The sequence below is a fragment of the Nissabacter sp. SGAir0207 genome (assembly GCF_005491205.1).
GTDB lineage: Bacteria > Pseudomonadota > Gammaproteobacteria > Enterobacterales > Enterobacteriaceae > Chimaeribacter.
The window spans coordinates 2,833,336-2,852,880 of the sequence record NZ_CP028035.1; the positions used below are offsets into that span (position 1 = coordinate 2,833,336).

13 protein-coding genes and 1 pseudogene are annotated in these 19,545 nt (G+C 55.4%); 5 read left to right on the forward strand and 9 right to left on the reverse strand.

The annotated features are described in order from the left end of the window. Nucleotides 1-7 precede the first annotated feature (7 nt). From C1N62_RS12610 to cueR, 8 genes and pseudogenes are all read right to left on the reverse strand, one after another. Nucleotides 8-1,462 (reverse strand): annotated as a pseudogene (locus C1N62_RS12610) (DUF2345 domain-containing protein); the annotation flags it as partial. A 5-nt stretch (nucleotides 1,463-1,467) separates the two neighbouring features. Then, nucleotides 1,468-1,923, reverse strand: coding sequence for a hypothetical protein (locus C1N62_RS23355; RefSeq protein WP_240775699.1), 456 nt, complete (start codon nucleotides 1,921-1,923; stop codon nucleotides 1,468-1,470). Nucleotides 1,924-1,933: 10 nt separating this feature from the next. Beyond that, nucleotides 1,934-2,611, reverse strand: a complete 678-nt coding sequence (locus tag C1N62_RS12620) for a hypothetical protein (protein ID WP_137763961.1) — start codon at nucleotides 2,609-2,611, stop codon at nucleotides 1,934-1,936. Between the two features lie 51 nt (nucleotides 2,612-2,662). Further along, nucleotides 2,663-3,433: a hypothetical protein gene (locus C1N62_RS12625; RefSeq protein ID WP_137763962.1), complete on the reverse strand. Its 771-nt coding sequence runs from the start codon at nucleotides 3,431-3,433 to the stop codon at nucleotides 2,663-2,665. Then, entirely contained in the window at nucleotides 3,420-5,612 is a 2,193-nt protein-coding gene (locus C1N62_RS12630; RefSeq protein ID WP_137763963.1) for a M23 family metallopeptidase, read from the reverse strand. Before C1N62_RS12630 ends, C1N62_RS12625 begins: the two co-directional genes overlap by 14 nt. Nucleotides 5,613-5,626: 14 nt before the next feature. Next, complete coding sequence (locus C1N62_RS12635) at nucleotides 5,627-7,978, reverse strand: type VI secretion system Vgr family protein (RefSeq protein ID WP_137763964.1); 2,352 nt, start codon at nucleotides 7,976-7,978, stop codon at nucleotides 5,627-5,629. 805 nt (nucleotides 7,979-8,783) lie between these two features. Beyond that, nucleotides 8,784-9,272, reverse strand: coding sequence for a hypothetical protein (locus C1N62_RS12640; protein WP_137763965.1), 489 nt, complete (start codon nucleotides 9,270-9,272; stop codon nucleotides 8,784-8,786). 385 nt (nucleotides 9,273-9,657) lie between these two features. Next, on the reverse strand, nucleotides 9,658-10,065 hold the full coding sequence (gene cueR, locus C1N62_RS12645; protein ID WP_137763966.1) for a Cu(I)-responsive transcriptional regulator: 408 nt from the start codon (nucleotides 10,063-10,065) through the stop codon (nucleotides 9,658-9,660). A gap of 99 nt (nucleotides 10,066-10,164) precedes the next feature. Between cueR and copA the strand changes: the two genes are divergently transcribed. From copA to ybaK, 3 genes are all read left to right on the forward strand, one after another. Continuing rightward, a complete protein-coding gene (gene copA / locus C1N62_RS12650) occupies nucleotides 10,165-12,888 on the forward strand; it encodes a copper-exporting P-type ATPase CopA (RefSeq protein ID WP_137763967.1) in 2,724 nt (907 codons plus the stop codon). A 107-nt stretch (nucleotides 12,889-12,995) separates the two neighbouring features. Then, a complete protein-coding gene (locus C1N62_RS12655) occupies nucleotides 12,996-13,808 on the forward strand; it encodes a TraB/GumN family protein (protein WP_137763968.1) in 813 nt (270 codons plus the stop codon). Nucleotides 13,809-14,011: 203 nt separating this feature from the next. Then, nucleotides 14,012-14,491 (forward strand): Cys-tRNA(Pro)/Cys-tRNA(Cys) deacylase YbaK, encoded by a 480-nt coding sequence (gene ybaK, locus C1N62_RS12660; RefSeq protein ID WP_137763969.1) that lies wholly within the window; start codon nucleotides 14,012-14,014, stop codon nucleotides 14,489-14,491. 21 nt (nucleotides 14,492-14,512) lie between these two features. Here the strand turns inward: ybaK and ushA are convergent, their stop codons facing one another. After that, nucleotides 14,513-16,165 carry a bifunctional UDP-sugar hydrolase/5'-nucleotidase UshA gene (gene ushA / locus C1N62_RS12665; RefSeq protein WP_137763970.1) on the reverse strand — a complete coding sequence of 551 codons (1,653 nt, stop codon included), beginning with the start codon at nucleotides 16,163-16,165 and terminating at the stop codon, nucleotides 14,513-14,515. A gap of 218 nt (nucleotides 16,166-16,383) precedes the next feature. On the opposite strand from ushA, the gene C1N62_RS12670 reads away from it, so the two are divergent. Beyond that, nucleotides 16,384-17,574, forward strand: a complete 1,191-nt coding sequence (locus C1N62_RS12670; protein ID WP_137763971.1) for an MFS transporter — start codon at nucleotides 16,384-16,386, stop codon at nucleotides 17,572-17,574. A 223-nt stretch (nucleotides 17,575-17,797) separates the two neighbouring features. Beyond that, complete coding sequence (gene ybaL / locus C1N62_RS12675; protein WP_137763972.1) at nucleotides 17,798-19,498, forward strand: YbaL family putative K(+) efflux transporter; 1,701 nt, start codon at nucleotides 17,798-17,800, stop codon at nucleotides 19,496-19,498. Nucleotides 19,499-19,545: the final 47 nt, after the last annotated feature.

Consider the following 19,545-nt stretch of genomic DNA (forward strand, 5'->3'; position numbering starts at 1 on the left):
CTCCTTGTCAGGAAAAACTGAAGTTACTGAAAGGTTCGGTCGTTTCAGGTGCGACATTCGGGAAGTCTTTTAGCTCCCTGCCCTTATCTTTTCGCCCGTAGTGCCCGGCTTTAGTCCGGTATTCACCCAGCGTCGCCGACTCAATCGCATTGCCATCCAGGGTGATGTAACTGCCGCCACCGTTCAGGGTGAGCTTCTTCTTCGCGATGATTTTGATTTCATCTTCCGTACTGACAATGCTGATTTCCCTGCGCGCCAGCAGTGCCATCAGATCGTTCTGGGCATGGATCTGCACCGGCCCCTGATTGGCTATCAGTTTGATACCGAGTTTTTTCACAAACACGCTCAGCGCATTACCGACGCCGATAAACAGGTTTTTCATCACGCTGACGTCAGCATTGTTGCCAGCCGTGGCGATCAGGTTCTGACCGGCTGACACCTGCAGGTGTTGCCAGCTGGTCAGGGCTATCCCGTCCGGGGCACTGAGCAGCAGCACCGATTTTTTGAGATCCGTCAGTTGCTGCTCCAGCAGGCTGATTTGCGCCTGCAGATCGGCCGGGTTCGCGGTTGCCTTCTGCGCGTCGTCTGAGAGGGCTGTCATCTGCTCCCGGGCGTTACCCAGATTGCTGACTGCCGGCTGCATCTCCAGCACCGGGCCCTGCGCCCTGGCCTGGCCATCCGCACTGATGAATATTCCCTTCTGCGCACGGAGGGCCCCCCAGCTGTCGGTCCTGAGTTCAAAACCTTCGCCGCGCTTCTGCTTCTCGCTGTCCACGAGATGGCCAAGGTTCAGCTGACTCTTACCGCCGTACTCCGTACTGACCTTGATATGCTCCTGACCCCGGTTATCATCAAGACGAATTTTGTTGTTGGCCGGGGTGCGCAGCACGTTGCGCCTGTAGTTGCGGATGGTGACATGGTCCGGGTGGGCCGAGTCATGCAGCACACCTGCAATGTAGGGCCGGTCCGGGTTACCGTTCTCAAAACCAATGGCCACCTCGGTGCCTGCCAGCAGGGGCAGATGCAGGCCGTAGGTGTCCCCGGCGTACGGGCGGGACTGGCGTACCCACAGGCTCTCAAAGCCGCTTTTCCAGCTATCACGGTCAAACAGCATATTGACGCGGTAGCGACCATCCCGGTCGATATGGCCGTAGCTGTCATTTCCCGTGGTGCTGGTCACACGTGCCGGCAGCGTGCCGGCCATCACCGGACGGGCACCGGGCTCCGGGCGAAAACCCATATCGGTGCTGTCCGGGATACCGTCAAAATGGATACCAAAGTCTTCATCACGCCGGGCATGCGTGTGCATCGCTGTCACGACCACGCCCTGACTGAATACCTCAGCCACTTCATGGCCGCCGGTGACGTTCAGAACCTGACCCGGCGCAAGCATCGGGTAGCTGGTGATGGCATGGGTTCGTGTCTGGCCGTTCAGGTAGCGTTCATGACGTATACGGGCGTATGCAGTTATTTAAGACTTTTGAGGGGGATAGAGCATGACTTTGGGGTGTTATCGTCATAAATCATATTAATAAGATCATGACCTTCAATCCTTACGTTAACAAAGTTATCGCCGCATGTAGGCTTTATCTCTTTGAACTTTTTGTCCGCAGGGGAAAAGAGAAATAATCTATAGATTTTATAAGTACCCATTCCCTCATCCAGATGCCAAATACTAAAATCTTTATAGCCATCACGATTGTAATCTTCAAATGTAATGTGATTTTTTTTCTCCGATGACACATCAACATTTTCTTGATTAACCTGCTTGCCGGCTTCTGAAACTGATACTTCCAACGAATCATTGTCTTTCAGCAAAACCTTTGCAGAAATATTTTTTGCACTATTAACATCTAAAATATCATTATCACAACCAAATGCAATTTTGGTAAAAACGAACAAAAAGAAAAAAGCATATTTCATAGTAATACCTTTATGATTTTGTTAAGTCCACAACAATGTGAGACTTTCCAGTAGGACTTACGCTAACCGTGGTGTTAGTATTTACTTCATCCATCAAATAAATCCCTATAAATTTTGAGTACGCTTGCCTTTCATAGTATCCATTTGACCCTCCATTAACCAAACGATTAATTAACCCAACATTGTCCGCAGTAAAATCTTCATCTGCGACTCTGTTCATTGACGTTTTGTGTTTATAGACTTTTGAAGCCCAATAAAAGCCACCAGAATCACAAGCGTTGTATGAATCTTCAGCCACAATATCGGGATCAAATCTTGGAGACCATCGGAACAAAGTACCACCATCATCGGGATGGGCTGTATAATGAGTTGAGACTGCAGTAAGCCTAGAGGCATCAGGGTGTAATCTATCAGTATATGAGCCTGAGTGATTTGGAAAACTTCGGTATTCACCGTAGGTTTTATACAGTCCAGCCCATGTAAGTTGCATGATCCCTCTGCCATAAAAAACAGTATAATACTCTGTAGCTGGATTCACTGAGTTATAACGACCAAACCCCCACTCATGTAATAACCTTCTACTGCCACTTAAATCTCTCCACTGCGCAGTTTCTAGTAATGTCTGAGGTAAGAAGAATGATATTCTTTTCTTATCACCTCCAATATATTTTCTAATACTTAAATTCAAAGATTCATATCGCACAGTGAAATTGAATAAAAATAACAAGAATCCAAAAAATCATTTATTCGGCTTGATAAGCGTTCCCCCCAACTCATTCAGCTTTTTTTCACCCGAAAAAAGTTTTTTGCACTTACTGTCAATCACAGCGTCATCTTTATCTTCTGCGAATACAACCTTCATTTTCTTTGCTATATCCCACACACCTGGAAACGAATCAGCCGCACAATCCAAATCGTTTGGTGCAACATATTCTCCATTGACAGATATTTTCCCTAGATATATTGAATTACCAGGGTAAAACAAGCTATTTTCATCTGACTCAGATGGGGAGTTACTCCAAAATCCCTTGCCAGACAGAAGGTTATCATTCCCATTAAACCTAGAGACTATCGCCTGATATGATCTAAAGTGAGCATCAATCACAACCAATGCCAGGACTAATTTTTTCTCAAAATTTACATCTATAATAGAAGAAATTGCATTGTTAAAGTATGGAATAGAATGAATGCGGATTGACTGTCCTTTACAATCTATAAGCTCCTTAACATCAAGATATTTATTTCCAGATGCTATAAGCACTCCTACATGATCACTAGTTAGAGAAATACCTCCAACTCCAGAGAGTAATGAATCATTCCAATTTTCTATTTTGCATGAGTAATCCGTATTTAATTTATCATCGTGAATACTTACAGATCCAGCTTTATCCTTATCTAAACGAATACTCACACCATCAGTATCAATTGTGTTGTAATATCCCGCCCAAGAACTAAAAGCAGTAACACCAAGCATCATAAACAAAAATGAATTGGTTTTAAACTTCATCATCAATCACCTCTTTTGCTTTTTTAGTAGCTACCTTCCTTTCTGCAATCCCTTTATCTGCGCCATTTATACCTTTAGTTACTTTCAAAATAATGTTGTCATCATCCGATTTCCCAAATTTGTCCTCATCCATAACTTTGAGAACTTTAGATTTAAAACAGACTATAAAAAAACCACCCGTATCAATACAGTCATATGCGCTCTCTGTCACTTTCTGAGGGTTCTCTATTTTTGGTGGCTTTTTCTTCATGCCGCCTGCATTTTTTTTCTTGTACTCCGGATCATCCCACCAATATTTATCGAAGTCACTTTTTGACAACCAACCCCGATATACCCAATAGCTTGAATATGTGTCAAGGCCAGTTAGCATTTTAAATCCTCTACCTCTGAATTTTTGTGCATCAACGTCTCCACAGTTACCGTTAATCCAGCTATAGGAGCCTGTGATATAACCTCCACGGGAATTGTATTTTTTCCCTGAGAAATAGTTGTCTTTCTCGGTTTCAAGAGTTCCGTACCAATGACCTAGCTCAGTAGCCTCATTAAACGTTGATGCTTCAACAATGACACCGCCTTTCTGAACGCCATCGACAATAATCTGTTGCTGGCTGGTTTCTTGCATAGACAATAAATAACCTGATTCTACTGCACCTTGTCCTAAAAAATGACAAATTCTTTTTGCATCAGATAAATTATACTTTTGCATAATTCTATTTATGTCCGCATAGTACTCTGATGTAATGTTTTTAATGCCTTCAAGTGCATTTTTATTTTTTTTACTAGTATTCGCTGTCATTACTCTTTCAATTACATCACAGCCGAGCCAACTGCACGTCCTGAAATGTCGAATAAATGATTTTGGTTCGAAATACCACAACCGACCAGAACTAAACATTCCAGGATCAAAGCATAGCGCCTCTGCATGGGCCTTAAATTTTACATAATCTGCTTCCGTCATCGGATCATGCTCATCACTACCCGTTTTCAACCATGAAAAACGAGTGTCGATCGTACTTTTTTCCCATTCAAACGGGAAATGGCAGATTAGCTTTCCACACTGATTATCATAGTCCCCGTCCTCCTGAAGTTTCTTTATAATGGCTGAATTACATTGGCTATTGTTATCGCTGTCATCATCAATCAGTTGCCACCCCGTCCAGTGAGGGAAATCAGCGTCACTAAACTTTTTAATACTAGGATCGGCTAGATTGACTACCCCCTTTCCCCCTGGGTAATTGACCGTCATCCATAATGGCGCATCTGCCGGTACCAGTGTTTCATGGTCTGTATTGATCACCCGCCCAAAGCGAAGTAATTCGAACCCGGCACTCGGGCTTTCCTTATAATTCTTCAGTGCGGTTTTATACAGATTATACTCGTAGTCTTCACCGTCTGCGTTAACCAGTGGTTCGCCCAGCAGATCATATTTTCCATCAATCTCCGTATTTTTCTGCCGCGTTACCATCGTGCAGTTGCCTTGGGCCAGAGTCATGCTGGCATACAGAGGCGCATTGCTGGTATAGAGCTCAGAAAGTCCGGTGATAGACGTGCTGTTATCTGCGGAGGCCTTGTCATAAAACTTTGTCTGCGGAGGCAGATAAAAGTGAATATCACCGTAAACTGCATCAGTGCGGCCATTCTTCGAAATATCCAGCTCTCCTGATTTCCTGCCCGTCAGCTTGCTGATGTTGTCGTCATCGCAGAAAATCTGGAAATGGAAAGCATTGACTCCATCCACCATGCCCGGAAGGCCTAACGGATCCTTACGGTAAACTTTCTCACCGGCTTTAACAGTTTCAGCCAGCGACTTCAGGTGCATGTATAGGGAGTAGAAAGCCACTTTTGCTACATCACCGCTACCGATCTCGGTTTCATGCTTTATCAGCACATAACCATCATCACTCCCCTTTGTATTGGGTTTATCGGCGTTGATGTTAAATGGTGCCTGATCGCGCTTGTCTGAGCTTTTGCGGAGTGAAACGACGGTACCATCTGCTATCGCCCGCACGCTCTCAGCAGGTCTCCCTTCGTCAGTCTGACGTATATGTATTCCGCCATGCCACGAACTATAACCGTTAACCGGATACTCACGGCGGTCAACTACGGTCATGACTCTTTCAATCCAGGCCGCATCAGTTTCATGGGCATCTTTCGCTTTCAAAAGCGGTGGGCTGATAATCATAAACTGACTCCTTGTCAGGAAAAACTGAAGTTACTGAAAGGTTCTGTGGTTTCAGGAGCCACATTCGGGAAGTCTTCTGGCTTGTTAGCCTTTTCTTTTCGTCCGTAATGCCCGGCTTTAGTCCGGTACTCCCCCTGTGTGGCAGATTCAATGCCATTGGCATCGAGGGTGATATAGCTCCCACCCCCGTTGATCGTGACCTGCTTCTTGGCAATAATCTCGATACGATCTTCGGTACTGACGACGCTGATTTCTCCACGAGCGATGAGCTCCATCAGGTCATTCTGGGCATGGATCTGCACCGGCCCCTGATTGGCTATCAGTTTGATACCGAGTTTTCTCACAAACACGCTCAGCGCATTACCGACGCCGATAAACAGATTTTTCATCACGCTGACGTCAGCATGTTTGCCAGCCGTGGCGATCAGGTTCTGACCGGCTGACACCTGCAGGTGTTGCCCGCTGGTCAGGGCTATCCCGTCCGGGGCACTGAGCAGCAGCACCGATTTTTTGAGATCCGTCAGTTGCTGCTCCAGCAGGCTGATTTGCGCCTGCAGATCGGCCGGGTTTGCGGTCGCCTTCTGCGCGTCGTCTGAGAGGGCTGTCATCTGCTCCCGGGCGTTGCCCAGATGACTGACCGCCGGTTGCATCTCCAGCACCGGCCCCTGCGCCCTGGCCTGGCCATCCGCGCTGATGAATATCCCCTTCTGCGCACGGAGGGCCCCCCAACTGTCGGTCCTGAGCTCAAAACCTTCGCCGCGCTTTTGCTTCTCGCTGTCCACAAGATGGCCAAGGTTCAGCTGACTCTTGCCGCCGTACTCCGTAGAGATCTTGATATGCTCCTGACCCCGGTTATCATCAAGACGAATTTTGTTGTTGGCCGGGGTGCGCAGCACGTTGCGCCTGTAGTTGCGGATAGTGACGTGGTCCGGGTGGGCCGAGTCATGCAGCACACCTGCAATGTAGGGCCGGTCCGGGTTACCGTTCTCAAAACCAATCGCCACCTCGGTGCCTGCCAGCAGGGGCAGATGCAGGCCGTAGGTGTCCCCGGCGTACGGGCGGGACTGGCGTACCCACAGGCTCTCAAAGCCGCTTTTCCAGCTATCACGGTCAAACAGCATATTGACGCGGTAGCGACCATCCCGGTCGATATGGCCGTAGCTGTCATTTCCCGTGGTGCTGGTCACACGTGCCGGTAGCGTGCCGGCCATCACCGGACGGGCACCGGGCTCCGGGCGAAAACCCATATCGGTGCTGTCCGGGATACCGTCAAAATGGATACCAAAGTCTTCATCACGCCGGGCATGCGTGTGCATCGCCGTCACGACGACGCCCTGACTGAATACCTCAGCCACTTCATGGCCGCCGGTGACGTTCAGAACCTGACCCGGCGCAAGCATCGGGTAGCTGGTGATGGCATGGGTCCGTGTCTGGCCGTTCAGGTAGCGTTCATGACGTATACGGGCGTAGAACGCGCCCGACTCCGGAACCGGGTTGCGGTCAGAGGAATTGCCGAGCGTCAGGTAGTTATCGGCATAGTGATAGGCATCGCCGTAGGTGGTGGTATCCCCCCGGGTCGCATCCACCTGCGTGTTCATCTCTTCCGTGGCCTGACGGTAGTTGTAGTCGCGGGTGCTGACCTGCTTTTGCACCACATGATGATGACATTCCATCCCCCAGACCGCGTCCACACCCTTCGAATGCTGGCCCGACGGCGGCACCGATGGCAGGGTCATGCCCCGCTCATAGCCCTGCTGACTGTCATAAAACTCCACCACGTCGATGTTCAGGCGCGTGTCGGTGGTAAAGCGGAACCAAATCCCCACCTCCCCCAGCAACCGGGTGATAAAACGCAGGTCATCCTCACCGTACTGCATCACCTGTTCACGACGCGGATACTCTCTGGTCAGTGAGAACAGGAAATCCTGGCCGCGCATGGCATGGCGTTCACGCAGGATTTTTTCGACGATTTGCGGAACGGACATGTCCTGATAAATGGCATTCTGGTGTGAGCGGTCAAGCAGGGCCAGACGCGGGGTCAGCGTCAGGGCATAATGGGTCTCATCATTTGAGGTACTCAGCCGCTCAAAGCCGCTGACCACCCCCTGAATCACCCTGACCACCTGCTGCTTTTTGATGCCGAACCCCTGGTCAAGCGGGGCCTGCAGCGTCAGGGAGCCGGATTTCATCAGCATCATCTCTTTGCTGATCCCGTGGTCGGCACTGGTGAATTCAATGCGGTAGCTGAACGGCCGGCTCAGGCCTTCATCGCCTTCAAAGGCCAGCACATCCAGCGCCAGCTTATATCCCTGCACCGCCAGCAGGTGATGGGTATGATTGAATTTTATCGGGGGGGTGGTGCTCATGTTCACTCCTTGTGTCCTATCAAATTCCTGCTGATCCCTTTTTCCCGCATAAGATCAGTGAATGTGGTTTACATTTCACGGCCATATGCATAAGCAACGGCTGTGTTTCAGGTAATGGCGTGACTGCAGCACCTGGCGTAAGTGATGGTGGGATTTTGCATACGCCTCTCTTTATGTGTTCCAGACACGCTACCGCCCTTCGCTGTTTCCTGTTTATCAGGAGACCCAAGCGCAGAGGGCCAGGCAGGCAAATAGTGATGTTCTTTGCTGAAAAACCGGGTAACCAGATCTTCAGCAAAAAGCCGGTAGAAAGGGGCTACTTACCAGCGAATTACGCGGCAGCACGTTCGTTTTAACAATCTCAAGAGATGATGTTGCCTTCTTTGTAGAATCGTGTTATTTCTTCGCAACGAAATTAATCATTTTACTCACAATCCTTCACATTCATGGAACTGTTAGGGTCGCCGCTTTCTTTCAGCTACAAATAAACAGGCATTCTCATGCCGTTATTCTCTATTGCGTAGACATACGTCAACTCCCCAAAAGCACTACTATCAGCAAACAAATATTTCGACTATTGAAGCCATATATGCTTCGATTGAGATTACCCTCATCAAAAAATCACTTTAAATGCATCCATGATGTTAAATTTAGTGGCAGCATCTAATTTAACTTCCTAAACAGGGGTTATGCCGGCCATTAACGTCTTTCATCGTAGCCATGGCTACCAGACAGATCTGTATTTTATTATTCCCATAAAACATTTTTCGTCTTAGCCGATTGCAAGAATCTCCAGTAACCAAATTTAGGTTGGAATAAGCACATTCACCCCACTATGGAATCCATTGAATGTAGTGTAATATTTTGATTTATCACTTATTTTTTCATTAAAAATCAGATCATTAGCATCCGCTTCCAAATCACGTAATGGATACCGGATGGGGAGCGTTAGACGAAACGGTAGAGTTTGAGGCCACCCAGCTTTGTATTCAAAACTCTTTATTCCTTGAAAAGGGAATTTTACTTTTTTTTCAGAGAAATTTTTGGCGATGGTAATCTTAACGTTGAGATCGACTTCGGAATTACGGAGAGTGAATGCGTTATAAACATTGCTCTTATGGATGTTAATTTTTTGGCTTTTAGAAAAAGCTCCTTGCATTTTTATATTGCACAATCTATTGATAAATTGAAAATCAATAAAAGAATCGGCTTTATGCTGCAAGTTATCCGTTACCACTTCAGGATTTATTTTATCGCAAGCGTAAAGCATATTGCCAAAAAATGACTTACGCATATACATTTCCCTCCTGAATGAATTAGTCCTTTAATCAAGCGCCATACCATCATAAGAATTGTGCCTTTTAATTTTAACCACTAATTCTGGTGAGCGTAAAGCGGTCAGCATAGAATTATTCATACTATCAATCGCGAATGATATTTAAGCGACGCTAAACTTTCTTACGGGGATAAATAGCTATTAAAGAGAAGAAAACTTTTTAGGGTTATGCAATCAGAGCAAGCATTGAATATCCCAATTCAATTGCCAGTCGGAGTAATACCGAACAAGCACCAATAGTGGCCAATGTGTTAGTCGGTAAAGGGAGTTCTTCACTTTATGTAATGACCAGCCCGTTTCCCGGAAGCAGGCATGGGCTGGCAAACGTGTGGCGATGCCCAGATTATTTAGGTGCGTGGTGGCAGCAGCCAGTCAGGTTGTCGATAATTGGGCAGGCGGCCCCCTCGTCGCCGGGGCACTGTTCGGCCAGCGCCAACAGGCGGGCGCGCATCAGGTGAAGCTCGTCGATATGCCGTTCGATCTCCGCTGCCTTCTCCAGCGTGCGTGCCTTGACGTCTGCACTGTGGCGCGCCGGATCGTGGAACAGTGCCAGAAGCTCGCGGCACTCCTCCAGGGTAAAGCCCACCTGCCGCGCCTGACGCAGCAGGGTCAACTCCTCAATATGTTTCATACTGTAGGTGCGATAGCCGTTGAGGCTACGCGCCGGCAGGGTGACCAGCCCCTTCTCTTCATAAAAGCGGATTGCCTTGCTGGTCAGGCCGGTTTTTTTTGCCACATCACTGATGTTCATGGTGCTGCCCCTTGACCTTCCTGTTGCTGGAAGGCTTATTCTGCCACACATTGCCGGAGCAGGCTTCCCCTGTGTATCGGCCAGAGAGAGGAGAACCCCATGTCTGCCACTACCCTGCTCGCCCTGAATGGGTTGAGCTGCCAACACTGCGTCCAGCGGGTGAAAAAGAGTCTGGAGGCGCTGCCGCAGGTCACGGCCGCCGAGGTTGGGCTGCACTACGCCCGCGTCGCTGGCGAGGTGTCGGCGCAACAGTTGATTGAGAATGTTGAACAGGCTGGCTATGAGGCACAGCTGGCCAACCAGCCGGATATCGAGCTGCCACTGGATGGCCTGAGCTGCGACCACTGCATCCGTGCGGTGCAGAAGGCGCTGGAAGCCGTACCGGGCGTGGCGGCGGCAGAGGTCTCCCTCGACCACGCGCGCGTCTTCGGCCAGGCGGATCGCGTCGCGTTGCGGGCGGCGGTCGAGGAGGCTGGCTATGCATCGCCGGAGCCAACGCTCCCAAAAACTGAGCCGCTGCCCCCTACTGCCCCTCTCCCGCCGGAACCTGAGGCAGCGGCCCCAATTGACACCCCGGCAACTACTGGCGCAGGCGCGCGCGCCGACCAGCCCGGTAAACACCTGCTGATCGGTGGCATGAGCTGCGCCAGTTGCGTCAACAAGGTACAGAACGCGCTGCAACAGGTGCCGGGCGTGGCGCAGGCGCGGGTTAACCTCGCCGACCGTAGCGCGCTGGTGCTGGGCAAGGCGGACAATGCGGCGCTGGTCGCCGCCGTCAGCCACGCCGGTTATGACGCAGAGATCATTGAGGATGACGCCGAGCGACGCGCGCGCCAGCAGCAGGGCAACCGCGTGGCGCTGCGGCGCTTTAGCTGGCAGGCGGCGCTGGCCCTGGCGGTCGGCGTGCCGCTGATGGCCTGGGGCCTGCTGGGCGGCAGCATGAGCGTGACGCCTGCCAACCAGACGCTGTGGCTGATGGTCGGCGTGCTGACGCTGGCGGTGCTCGCCATCGCCGGCGGCCACTTCTATCGCAACGCATGGGTCAGCCTGACCCACGGCAGCGCCACGATGGATACGCTGGTGGCGCTGGGCACCGGCGCGGCCTGGATCTACTCAATGCTGGTCAACCTCTGGCCGCAGCACTTCCCGCCGCAGGCGCACCACCTCTACTATGAGGCCAGCGTGATGATCGTCGGCCTGATTAACCTTGGCCATGCGCTGGAGCAGCGCGCCCGCCAGCGCTCCTCGCAGGCGCTGGAGCGGCTGCTCGACCTCACCCCGCCCACCGCGAAAGTGGTGGAGCCATCCGGTGAGCGCACCCTGCCGCTGGCGGAGGTGACGCGCGGCATGGCGCTGCGGTTGACCACCGGCGACCGGGTGCCGGTGGATGGCGAAATCCTGCGCGGCGAGGCCTGGCTGGATGAGGCGATGCTGACCGGTGAGGCCGTGCCGCAGCACAAGGACGCGGGCGCCATGCTTCGCGCCGGTACGCTGGTGACTGACGGTAGCGTGGTGTTCCGCGCTGATGCCATCGGCAACCAGACCACGCTGGCGCGCATCATCCAGCTGGTGCGGCAGGCGCAGAGCAGCAAACCGGCGCTGGGCCGGTTGGCGGATCGCATCTCGGCGGTGTTTGTGCCGACGGTGGTGCTGATCGCGCTGTTCAGCGCCCTGATGTGGTATCTGTTCGGCCCCGCGCCACAGGGCATCTATACGCTGGTGGTGGCCACCACCGTGCTGATCATCGCCTGCCCCTGCGCGCTGGGGCTGGCGACACCGATGTCGATCATCGCGGGCGTTGGCCGCGCCGCCGAGCTGGGCGTGTTGATTCGAGATGCCGACGCCCTCCAAAAGGCCGCCGCGCTGGATACGTTGGTGTTCGACAAGACCGGCACCCTGACCGAGGGACGCCCGCGCCTTACCGCACTGGAGACGACCAACGGCATCAACGAACAGCAGGCGCTGCGCTGGGCGGCCGCGCTGGAGCAAGGCTCCCACCACCCGCTGGCGCAGGCGATTTTGGCGCGGGCAGAGGGCATCCCGCTGCCGGAGGCACAAGAATTCCGCACCCTGGGCGGGCTGGGGCTGGAGGGCACGGTGGAGGGTAACCGGCTGCTGCTCGGCAACCCGGCGCTGATGGCGCAGCGGCAGGTGGAGATTGGCCCGCTCGAGGCCACGCTGCAACAGCAGACGGCGGCGGGCGCGACACCGGTGCTGCTGGCGGTGGAGGGCCGGGTGGCGGCCCTGTTCGCCCTGCGCGATCCGCTGCGCGCCGACAGCCGGGCGGCGCTGCAAAGGTTACACGCCCAAGGCTACCAACTGGTGATGCTGACCGGTGACAACCCGGCCACGGCGCAGGCGATTGCCACCGAGGCGGGCATCGATCGGGTGATCGCTGGCGTGCTGCCCGATGGCAAGGCAGACGCGATTGCGCAGTTGCAACAGCAAGGGCGTCGCGTGGCGATGGTTGGCGACGGCATCAATGACGCACCAGCGCTGGCGCAGGCCGACGTGGGCATCGCGATGGGCGGTGGCAGCGACGTGGCGGTGGAGACCGCCGCCCTGACGCTGATGCGCCCCTCGCTGGCCGGGGTGGCGGATGCCATCGCGCTGTCACGCGCCACGCTGCGCAACATGAAGCAGAACCTGCTGGGGGCCTTCATCTACAACAGCCTCGGCATCCCGGTGGCGGCGGGAGTGCTCTACCCGCTGACCGGTTCGCTGCTCAGCCCGGTGATCGCCGGCGCGGCGATGGCGCTCTCCTCCATCACCGTGGTCGGCAACGCCAACCGCCTGCTACGCTACACCCCGCCGAAAGCCTGATGCACGGGCCGGGCACCCCGCCCGGCCCGTTCAATTCAGCCGAATCCCCCTACACCTGCCGGGCGCAAGCGGTTAGCATACGATGTATGAGCCATCAGGAGCCTTACATGAGAAAACTGCTGCACCGCCTTGCCTCGTTCGTCGGCCTGATTGCGCCGGTGGCCTATGCCTACCCGGCGCTGGATGTCAGCTTGCCGGGCGAGCGCCATCTCCATCTGGTCGGCAGCATCCATATGGGTACCATGGATATGTCACCGCTGCCGCCAGCGCTGCTGGCGCAATTGAAGGGGGCGGATGCGCTGATCGTTGAGGCGGACATCAGCGGCAGTGAGTCGCCGTTCGGTAATCCGCCGCCACAGCCACCGCTGGCCGAGCGCCTGCCGCCAGCGCAGTACCGCCAGTTCCTCAATATCTGCGATACCCTCTCCGCCAACGAGGCGCAACTCGATCCACTGCCTGCCTGGCAGGTGGCGCTGATGTTGCAGGCGCGACAGGCGCAGCAACTGGGGCTGCGGCCGGAGTATGGCGTCGATTACCAGCTGATCGCCGCCGCTGGCGAGCAACAGAAACGCATCATTGAGCTGGAGGGGGCGCAACAGCAGGTCGAGCTGCTGGTGCAACTGCCCCAGGACGGGCTGATGCTGCTGGAGGATACCCTGACCCACTGGCACACCAACGCGCGCCTGCTGCAAACCATGATGGGCTGGTGGATGGCTGGCTCGTCAAGCGCCGCGGGCAAGGTGCTGCCCTCCACTTTCAGCAACGATCTCTATGATGTGCTGATGCACCAGCGCAACCGCCGCTGGCAACAGCTGTTGGTGGCGCTGCCGCCCGGTCGTTATGTGGTGGCGGTCGGGGCGCTGCATCTGTATGGCGAGGGCAACTTGCCGGATCTGCTGAAAAGCGAGCGCGAGGGATAAAAAAGGGGCCAATATCGCTATTGGCCGTCAAAGAGGAATGACTCTATTTTTGTCTCTTGCAGGCCAGTGATGGCGCTGCCGGCGGCGCCAGAGTAACAATGGCCTGTCCCCTTGGCAATACGCGGCCTGTGCGTTCGCGTGCTCTTGCCGACGCTGGGGTTATCGCCAATAATCGGGCATCCGTCCACATTCCGGGAGAGGCCATGACACCCGCAATCAAACTTCTTGAAAAGCAGAAGGTTGCTTTTACGCTGCACGCCTATGAGCATGACAGCCACGACACCCACTTCGGTGAAGAGGCAGTAAAAAAGTTGGGGCTGGATGCCCGCCAGGTCTACAAAACCCTGCTGGTCTCACTCAATGGTGACGCCAAGGCGCTGGCGGTGGCGGTGACGCCAGTGGCCTGCCAACTGGATTTGAAAAAGGTGGCAAAGGCGCTCGGCGCGAAAAAGGCCGAGATGGCCGACCCACAACTGGCGCAGCGCACCACCGGCTATCTGGTGGGCGGCATCAGTCCGCTGGGGCAGAAGAAACGGCTGCCGACGGTGATTGATGGCCCGGCGCAGGCGTTCGCCACCATCTATGTCTCCGGTGGTAAGCGTGGGCTGGATATTGAGCTGAACCCGCAAGACCTGCGGCGGCTGCTGGATGGGCTGTTCGCTGACATCGCCAAGGCCGGGTGATCGCCACCCGGCCCGGCGTGCTTATTTGTAGACGATCTCGCCCTGCGGCTGGAAGCGGGCGGCATCCAGCGGGGAGTGGCTTTCGATATACTGCTTCAGCACCTCGGCATCCACAAAGCCAGTGTTGACGTAGTCCGGGCGATCGCTGATTTTCGGGTAGCCGTCGCCGCCGGTGGCGTTAAAGCTCAGGGTCGCCATGCGGTAGACCTTATCCGTCTGCAACGGCTGGCCGTTGATCATGATGTCGCTGACGCCCTTGCCATCCGCCACCAGCCCGACGTCAACGAACTGGGCGTAGGCCCCGGAGTCCACCTGCATGTTGGCCACCGCCGCCAGGTACTCCGCCACCTCACTGCCCTTCATCTCCACATAGACCAGCGTGTTGCCAAAGGGCTGCACCTTCAGCACATCCTTATAGGTGATATCGCCTGCCTCAATCGAGTCCCGTACCCCGCCACCGCTCATCACCGCGAAATCGGCGTTGGTGCGCTCCTTCTGCGCGCTGAGGATCAGGCGCGCCAGGTTGGTCTGGACGAAGCGTACCTTGCTGCGGTCGCCCTCCAGCCGGCCATTGACGCTGCCGACCTTGACGTCAAGCTGCGCCTTGCCGTGGTTCTCAAAGGGCGTCAGCAGCTTCAGCATGTTGCTGTCCTCCTTGATCTCCTGCGTGTAGTAGACCTTCTCGCTGCTGCCGTCCGCCTTCTCCACTTTCTTCTTCAGGTTGACCGGGATCAGCTGGTAGTGCTTGAGCGTCAGCACGCCGTTGCGGAAGGTGAAATCCGCCCGCCCGACATATTTGCCCCACTCGTGGGCCTGCACGATCCAGGTGCCGTTCTGCCGATCTGGCGCACAGGGGGTGCCGGGCACATAATCGACCTGCTTTTTGTTCTCGCTGGCCATGCAGACCGGATCTTGCGAGTGGCCGCCGACAATCATGTCCAAATAGCCAGCCGGCAGGCTGCGCGCCATCTCCACGTCGCCGGGGGCGTTGGAGCCGTGGTTGCCGTTGTCATAGTGGCCCATGTGGGTGGCGGCGATGATCACGTCCGGCTTCTCCTTCTCGCGCAGCGACTCCACCACCTTTTTCGCCTCGTCGGCCGGTTTGTGGAACTCGATGTCGGTGAAGTTCTCTGGATTGCCAATTTTGATGGTGTCATCGGTGGTCAGGCCGATCACTGCAATCTTGATCCCCTGCCGCTCAAATAGCGCATAGGGCTGGAACAGCCGCGTCTGCGTGCTCTTCTGGTAGATATTGGCGGAGAGCAGCGGGAAACCGGCCCACTTCTGCTGCTGACGCAGCACGCTGAGCGGGTTGTCGAACTCATGGTTGCCGAGCGCCATTGCGTCATAGCCAATCAGCCGCATACCGCGGAAATCTGGCTCAGCATCCTGTAAATCGGACTCCGGCACGCCGGTATTGATGTCGCCGCCCGAGAGCAGCAACACGCTGCCGCCCGCCGCTGCCACCTCTTTGCGGATGCCGTCCACCAGCGTTTTCTGCGCTGACAGGCCATACTCGCCATCGCCGTTCTGCCAGAAGTGGCCGTGGTGGTCATTGGTGTGCAGGATGGTTATCTCGTAAGTCCGGTCTTTTTCCCAGGCATAACCGGTGGCGGGCAGGCCCAGCCAGGTGGCCGCCAGCATCGCCGCCGCCGTCAATTTCAGTGCACGCATAAACACTCCCTATGATGATGTCAATAAAACCGCGGTTGCCAGATCGTCCTGCCTCTTGTTCTTCCAGCCGGGCGGGGACGGAGAGGGCCAGCCAGCGGGGTGGCTAGCCTGCTCAAAATATGACTGATGTGGTATTCATGCAAGGGAGTGCTTAAGATGACGTGATCTTCCACGCTCTGGGCGACGCCTGCACCGCCCGATAATAAGGAAATTCTCCCATGACCGAGCAAAGCGTCGGGGCCGTCAAACGCACGGCGTTCTCCATTTTGGCGGCCATCAGCGTGTCGCATCTGCTGAATGACATGATTCAGTCGCTGATCCTCGCCATCTATCCGCTGCTGCAACGTGAGTTCTCGCTGAGCTTCACCCAAATTGGCCTGATTACCCTCACCTACCAGCTTACCGCCTCACTGTTACAGCCGTTGATCGGCCTCTACACCGACAAGCGGCCGCAGCCCTGGTCACTGCCGATTGGTATGGGCTTTACCCTGTGCGGACTGCTGCTGATGGCCTTTGCCCATAGCTTCGGCATGGTGCTGGCGGCGGCGGCGCTGGTCGGCACCGGCTCCTCCATCTTCCACCCGGAGTCGTCGCGGGTGGCGCGCATGGCCTCCGGCGGCCGGCATGGGCTGGCGCAGTCGCTGTTTCAGGTGGGCGGCAACGTCGGTGCCTCGCTCGGCCCGTTGCTGGCGGCGCTGGTGATTGCCCCCTACGGCAAGGGCGAGGTGGCCTGGTTCTCGCTGGCGGCGCTGCTGGCGATCGTGGTGCTGTTACAGATCAGCAAGTGGTATCAGCAACAACAGCGTGCCAGCAAAGCGCGCCCCAGCCCGGTGGCCGCCCGTTTGCCGGGGCGCACCGTGGCCTTCGCGATGTGCATCCTGATGGTGCTGGTGTTCTCCAAATACTTCTACCTCACCAGCCTGAGCAGCTACTACACCTTCTATCTGATGCATAAGTTCGGGCTGTCGGTGCAGAACGCGCAGTATCACCTGTTTGCCTTCCTGTTCGCGGTGGCGGCGGGCACTATCATCGGCGGGCCAGTGGGCGACCGTATCGGCCGCAAGCGGGTGATCTGGGTGTCGATTCTCGGCGTCGCCCCCTTTACGCTGGTATTGCCCTACGCCAACCTGGAGTGGACAGGCATTTTGACAGTGATCATCGGCCTGATTTTGGCTTCGGCCTTCTCCGCTATTCTGGTTTATGCGCAGGAGCTGATCCCCGGTAAAGTCGGCATGGTCTCCGGGCTGTTCTTCGGGCTGGCCTTTGGCATGGGCGGGCTGGGGGCGGCGGTGCTCGGCTATGTGGCTGATCACACCAGCATTGAGCTGGTGTATAAACTCTGTGCTTTCTTGCCCTTGCTGGGCATCCTGACGCTATTTTTGCCAAATACTGAAATCAAATCCCGTTAATTGACATGCAATTCATGGCCGTGCTGCCCTGCCCGGCCATGAATTTTCCTTATCCCATCAACACTTTCGTAAAATTTTGCAATAAATCCGCCTCCAGGATCTTTTTATGCCCAAACGTGTTATTTTGTTGCTGAATATGAATTCGCGCCGGGCATAATCATCCCTTATGCAATACACTTAAAAAACGCGCCCCTTTTCCCCATGCAGACAAGAAGGAGCCTGGATGCATCACTCTACGCCGTTGATTACCACGATTGTTGGCGGGCTGGTATTGGCCTTCCTGTTGGGCATGTTGGCCAACCGCCTGCGCATTTCGCCGCTGGTGGGCTACCTGACCGCCGGCGTGCTGGCTGGCCCCTTTACCCCCGGTTTTGTCGCTGATACCTCGCTCGCCCCAGAGCTGGCAGAGATTGGCGTGATTTTGCTGATGTTTGGTGTGGGGCTGCACTTCTCCCTGAAAGATTTGATGGCGGTGAAATCCATCGCCATTCCGGGCGCAGTGGCACAAATTGCAGTGGCGACGCTGCTTGGCGTCGGGCTGTCACAGATGCTGGGTTGGGATCTGGGTGCGGGGCTGGTGTTTGGCCTCTGCCTCTCCACCGCCAGTACCGTGGTGCTGCTGCGGGCGCTGGAGGAGCGACAGCTGATTGAGAGCCAGCGTGGGCAGATCGCCATCGGCTGGCTGATTGTCGAGGATCTGGCGATGGTGCTGACGCTGGTGCTGCTGCCAGCCTTCAGCAATATGATCGACAACCATCACGCCAGCGTGCAGGAGCTGGCGATTGAGCTGGGGATCACCATCGGCAAGGTGATCGCGTTCATTACCCTGATGATTGTGGTCGGCCGCCGGCTGGTGCCGTGGATCCTCGCCCGCACCGCCAGCACGGGCTCGCGTGAGCTGTTCACCCTGGCGGTGCTGGCGCTGGCGCTCGGCATCGCCTATGGTGCGGTGAAGCTGTTTGACGTCTCCTTTGCGCTCGGGGCCTTCTTCGCTGGCATGGTGTTGAATGAGTCAGAGCTGAGCCAGCGCGCTGCCCATGACACCCTGCCGCTGCGCGACGCCTTCGCGGTGCTGTTCTTCGTCTCAGTGGGGATGCTGTTTGACCCGATGATCCTGCTACGCGAGCCGCTGACGGTGCTGGCGACGCTGGCAATCATTGTGTTCGGTAAATCGGCCGCCGCCTTCCTGCTGGTCAAGCTATTCCGCCACTCGACGCGCACCGCGCTGACCATCTCCGCCAGTCTGGCGCAGATTGGCGAGTTCGCCTTTATCCTTGCCGGTCTGGGTATCTCGCTTGGCCTGCTGTCGGAGCATGGCCGCAATCTGGTGCTGGCGGGTGCCATCCTCTCCATCATGCTCAACCCGCTGCTGTTCACCCTGCTGGAGCGCTATCTGGAGAAGGGCGAGAGCCTGGAAGACCAGAGTTTGGAGGAGGTGACAGAAGAGGAGTCGCAGGCGGCGATGGAGCTGTGCAACCATGCGCTGCTGGTAGGCTATGGCCGCGTCGGCAGCCTGCTCGGCGGTAAGTTGCAGGCGGCGGGCGTGCCATTGGTGGTGATAGAGAATACTCGCCCACGGGTCGAGGCGCTGCGCGAGCAGGGCATCCCTACCCTGCTGGGCAACGCCGCCAACCCGGAGATCATGGATCTGGCGCGGCTGGACTGCGCCCGTTGGCTGCTGCTGACCATACCGAATGGTTACGAGGCGGGTGAAATTGTCGCCGCCGCCCGCGCCCGCCGGCCAGACCTTATCATCATTGCCCGCGCGCATTATGACGACGAGGTGAGCTACATCCTGGATCGCGGCGCCACCCAGGTGGTAATGGGCGAACGGGAGATCGCCAACAACATGCTCAACATGCTGGAGGTGGACACCCTGACCGAAGAAGAGAAATTGCCGGTCTGTCCGGTGTCACCGACCTGAACCCCACCAACAGACGGGGCGCCCTAAGGCGCCCCGTTGTCATTTGG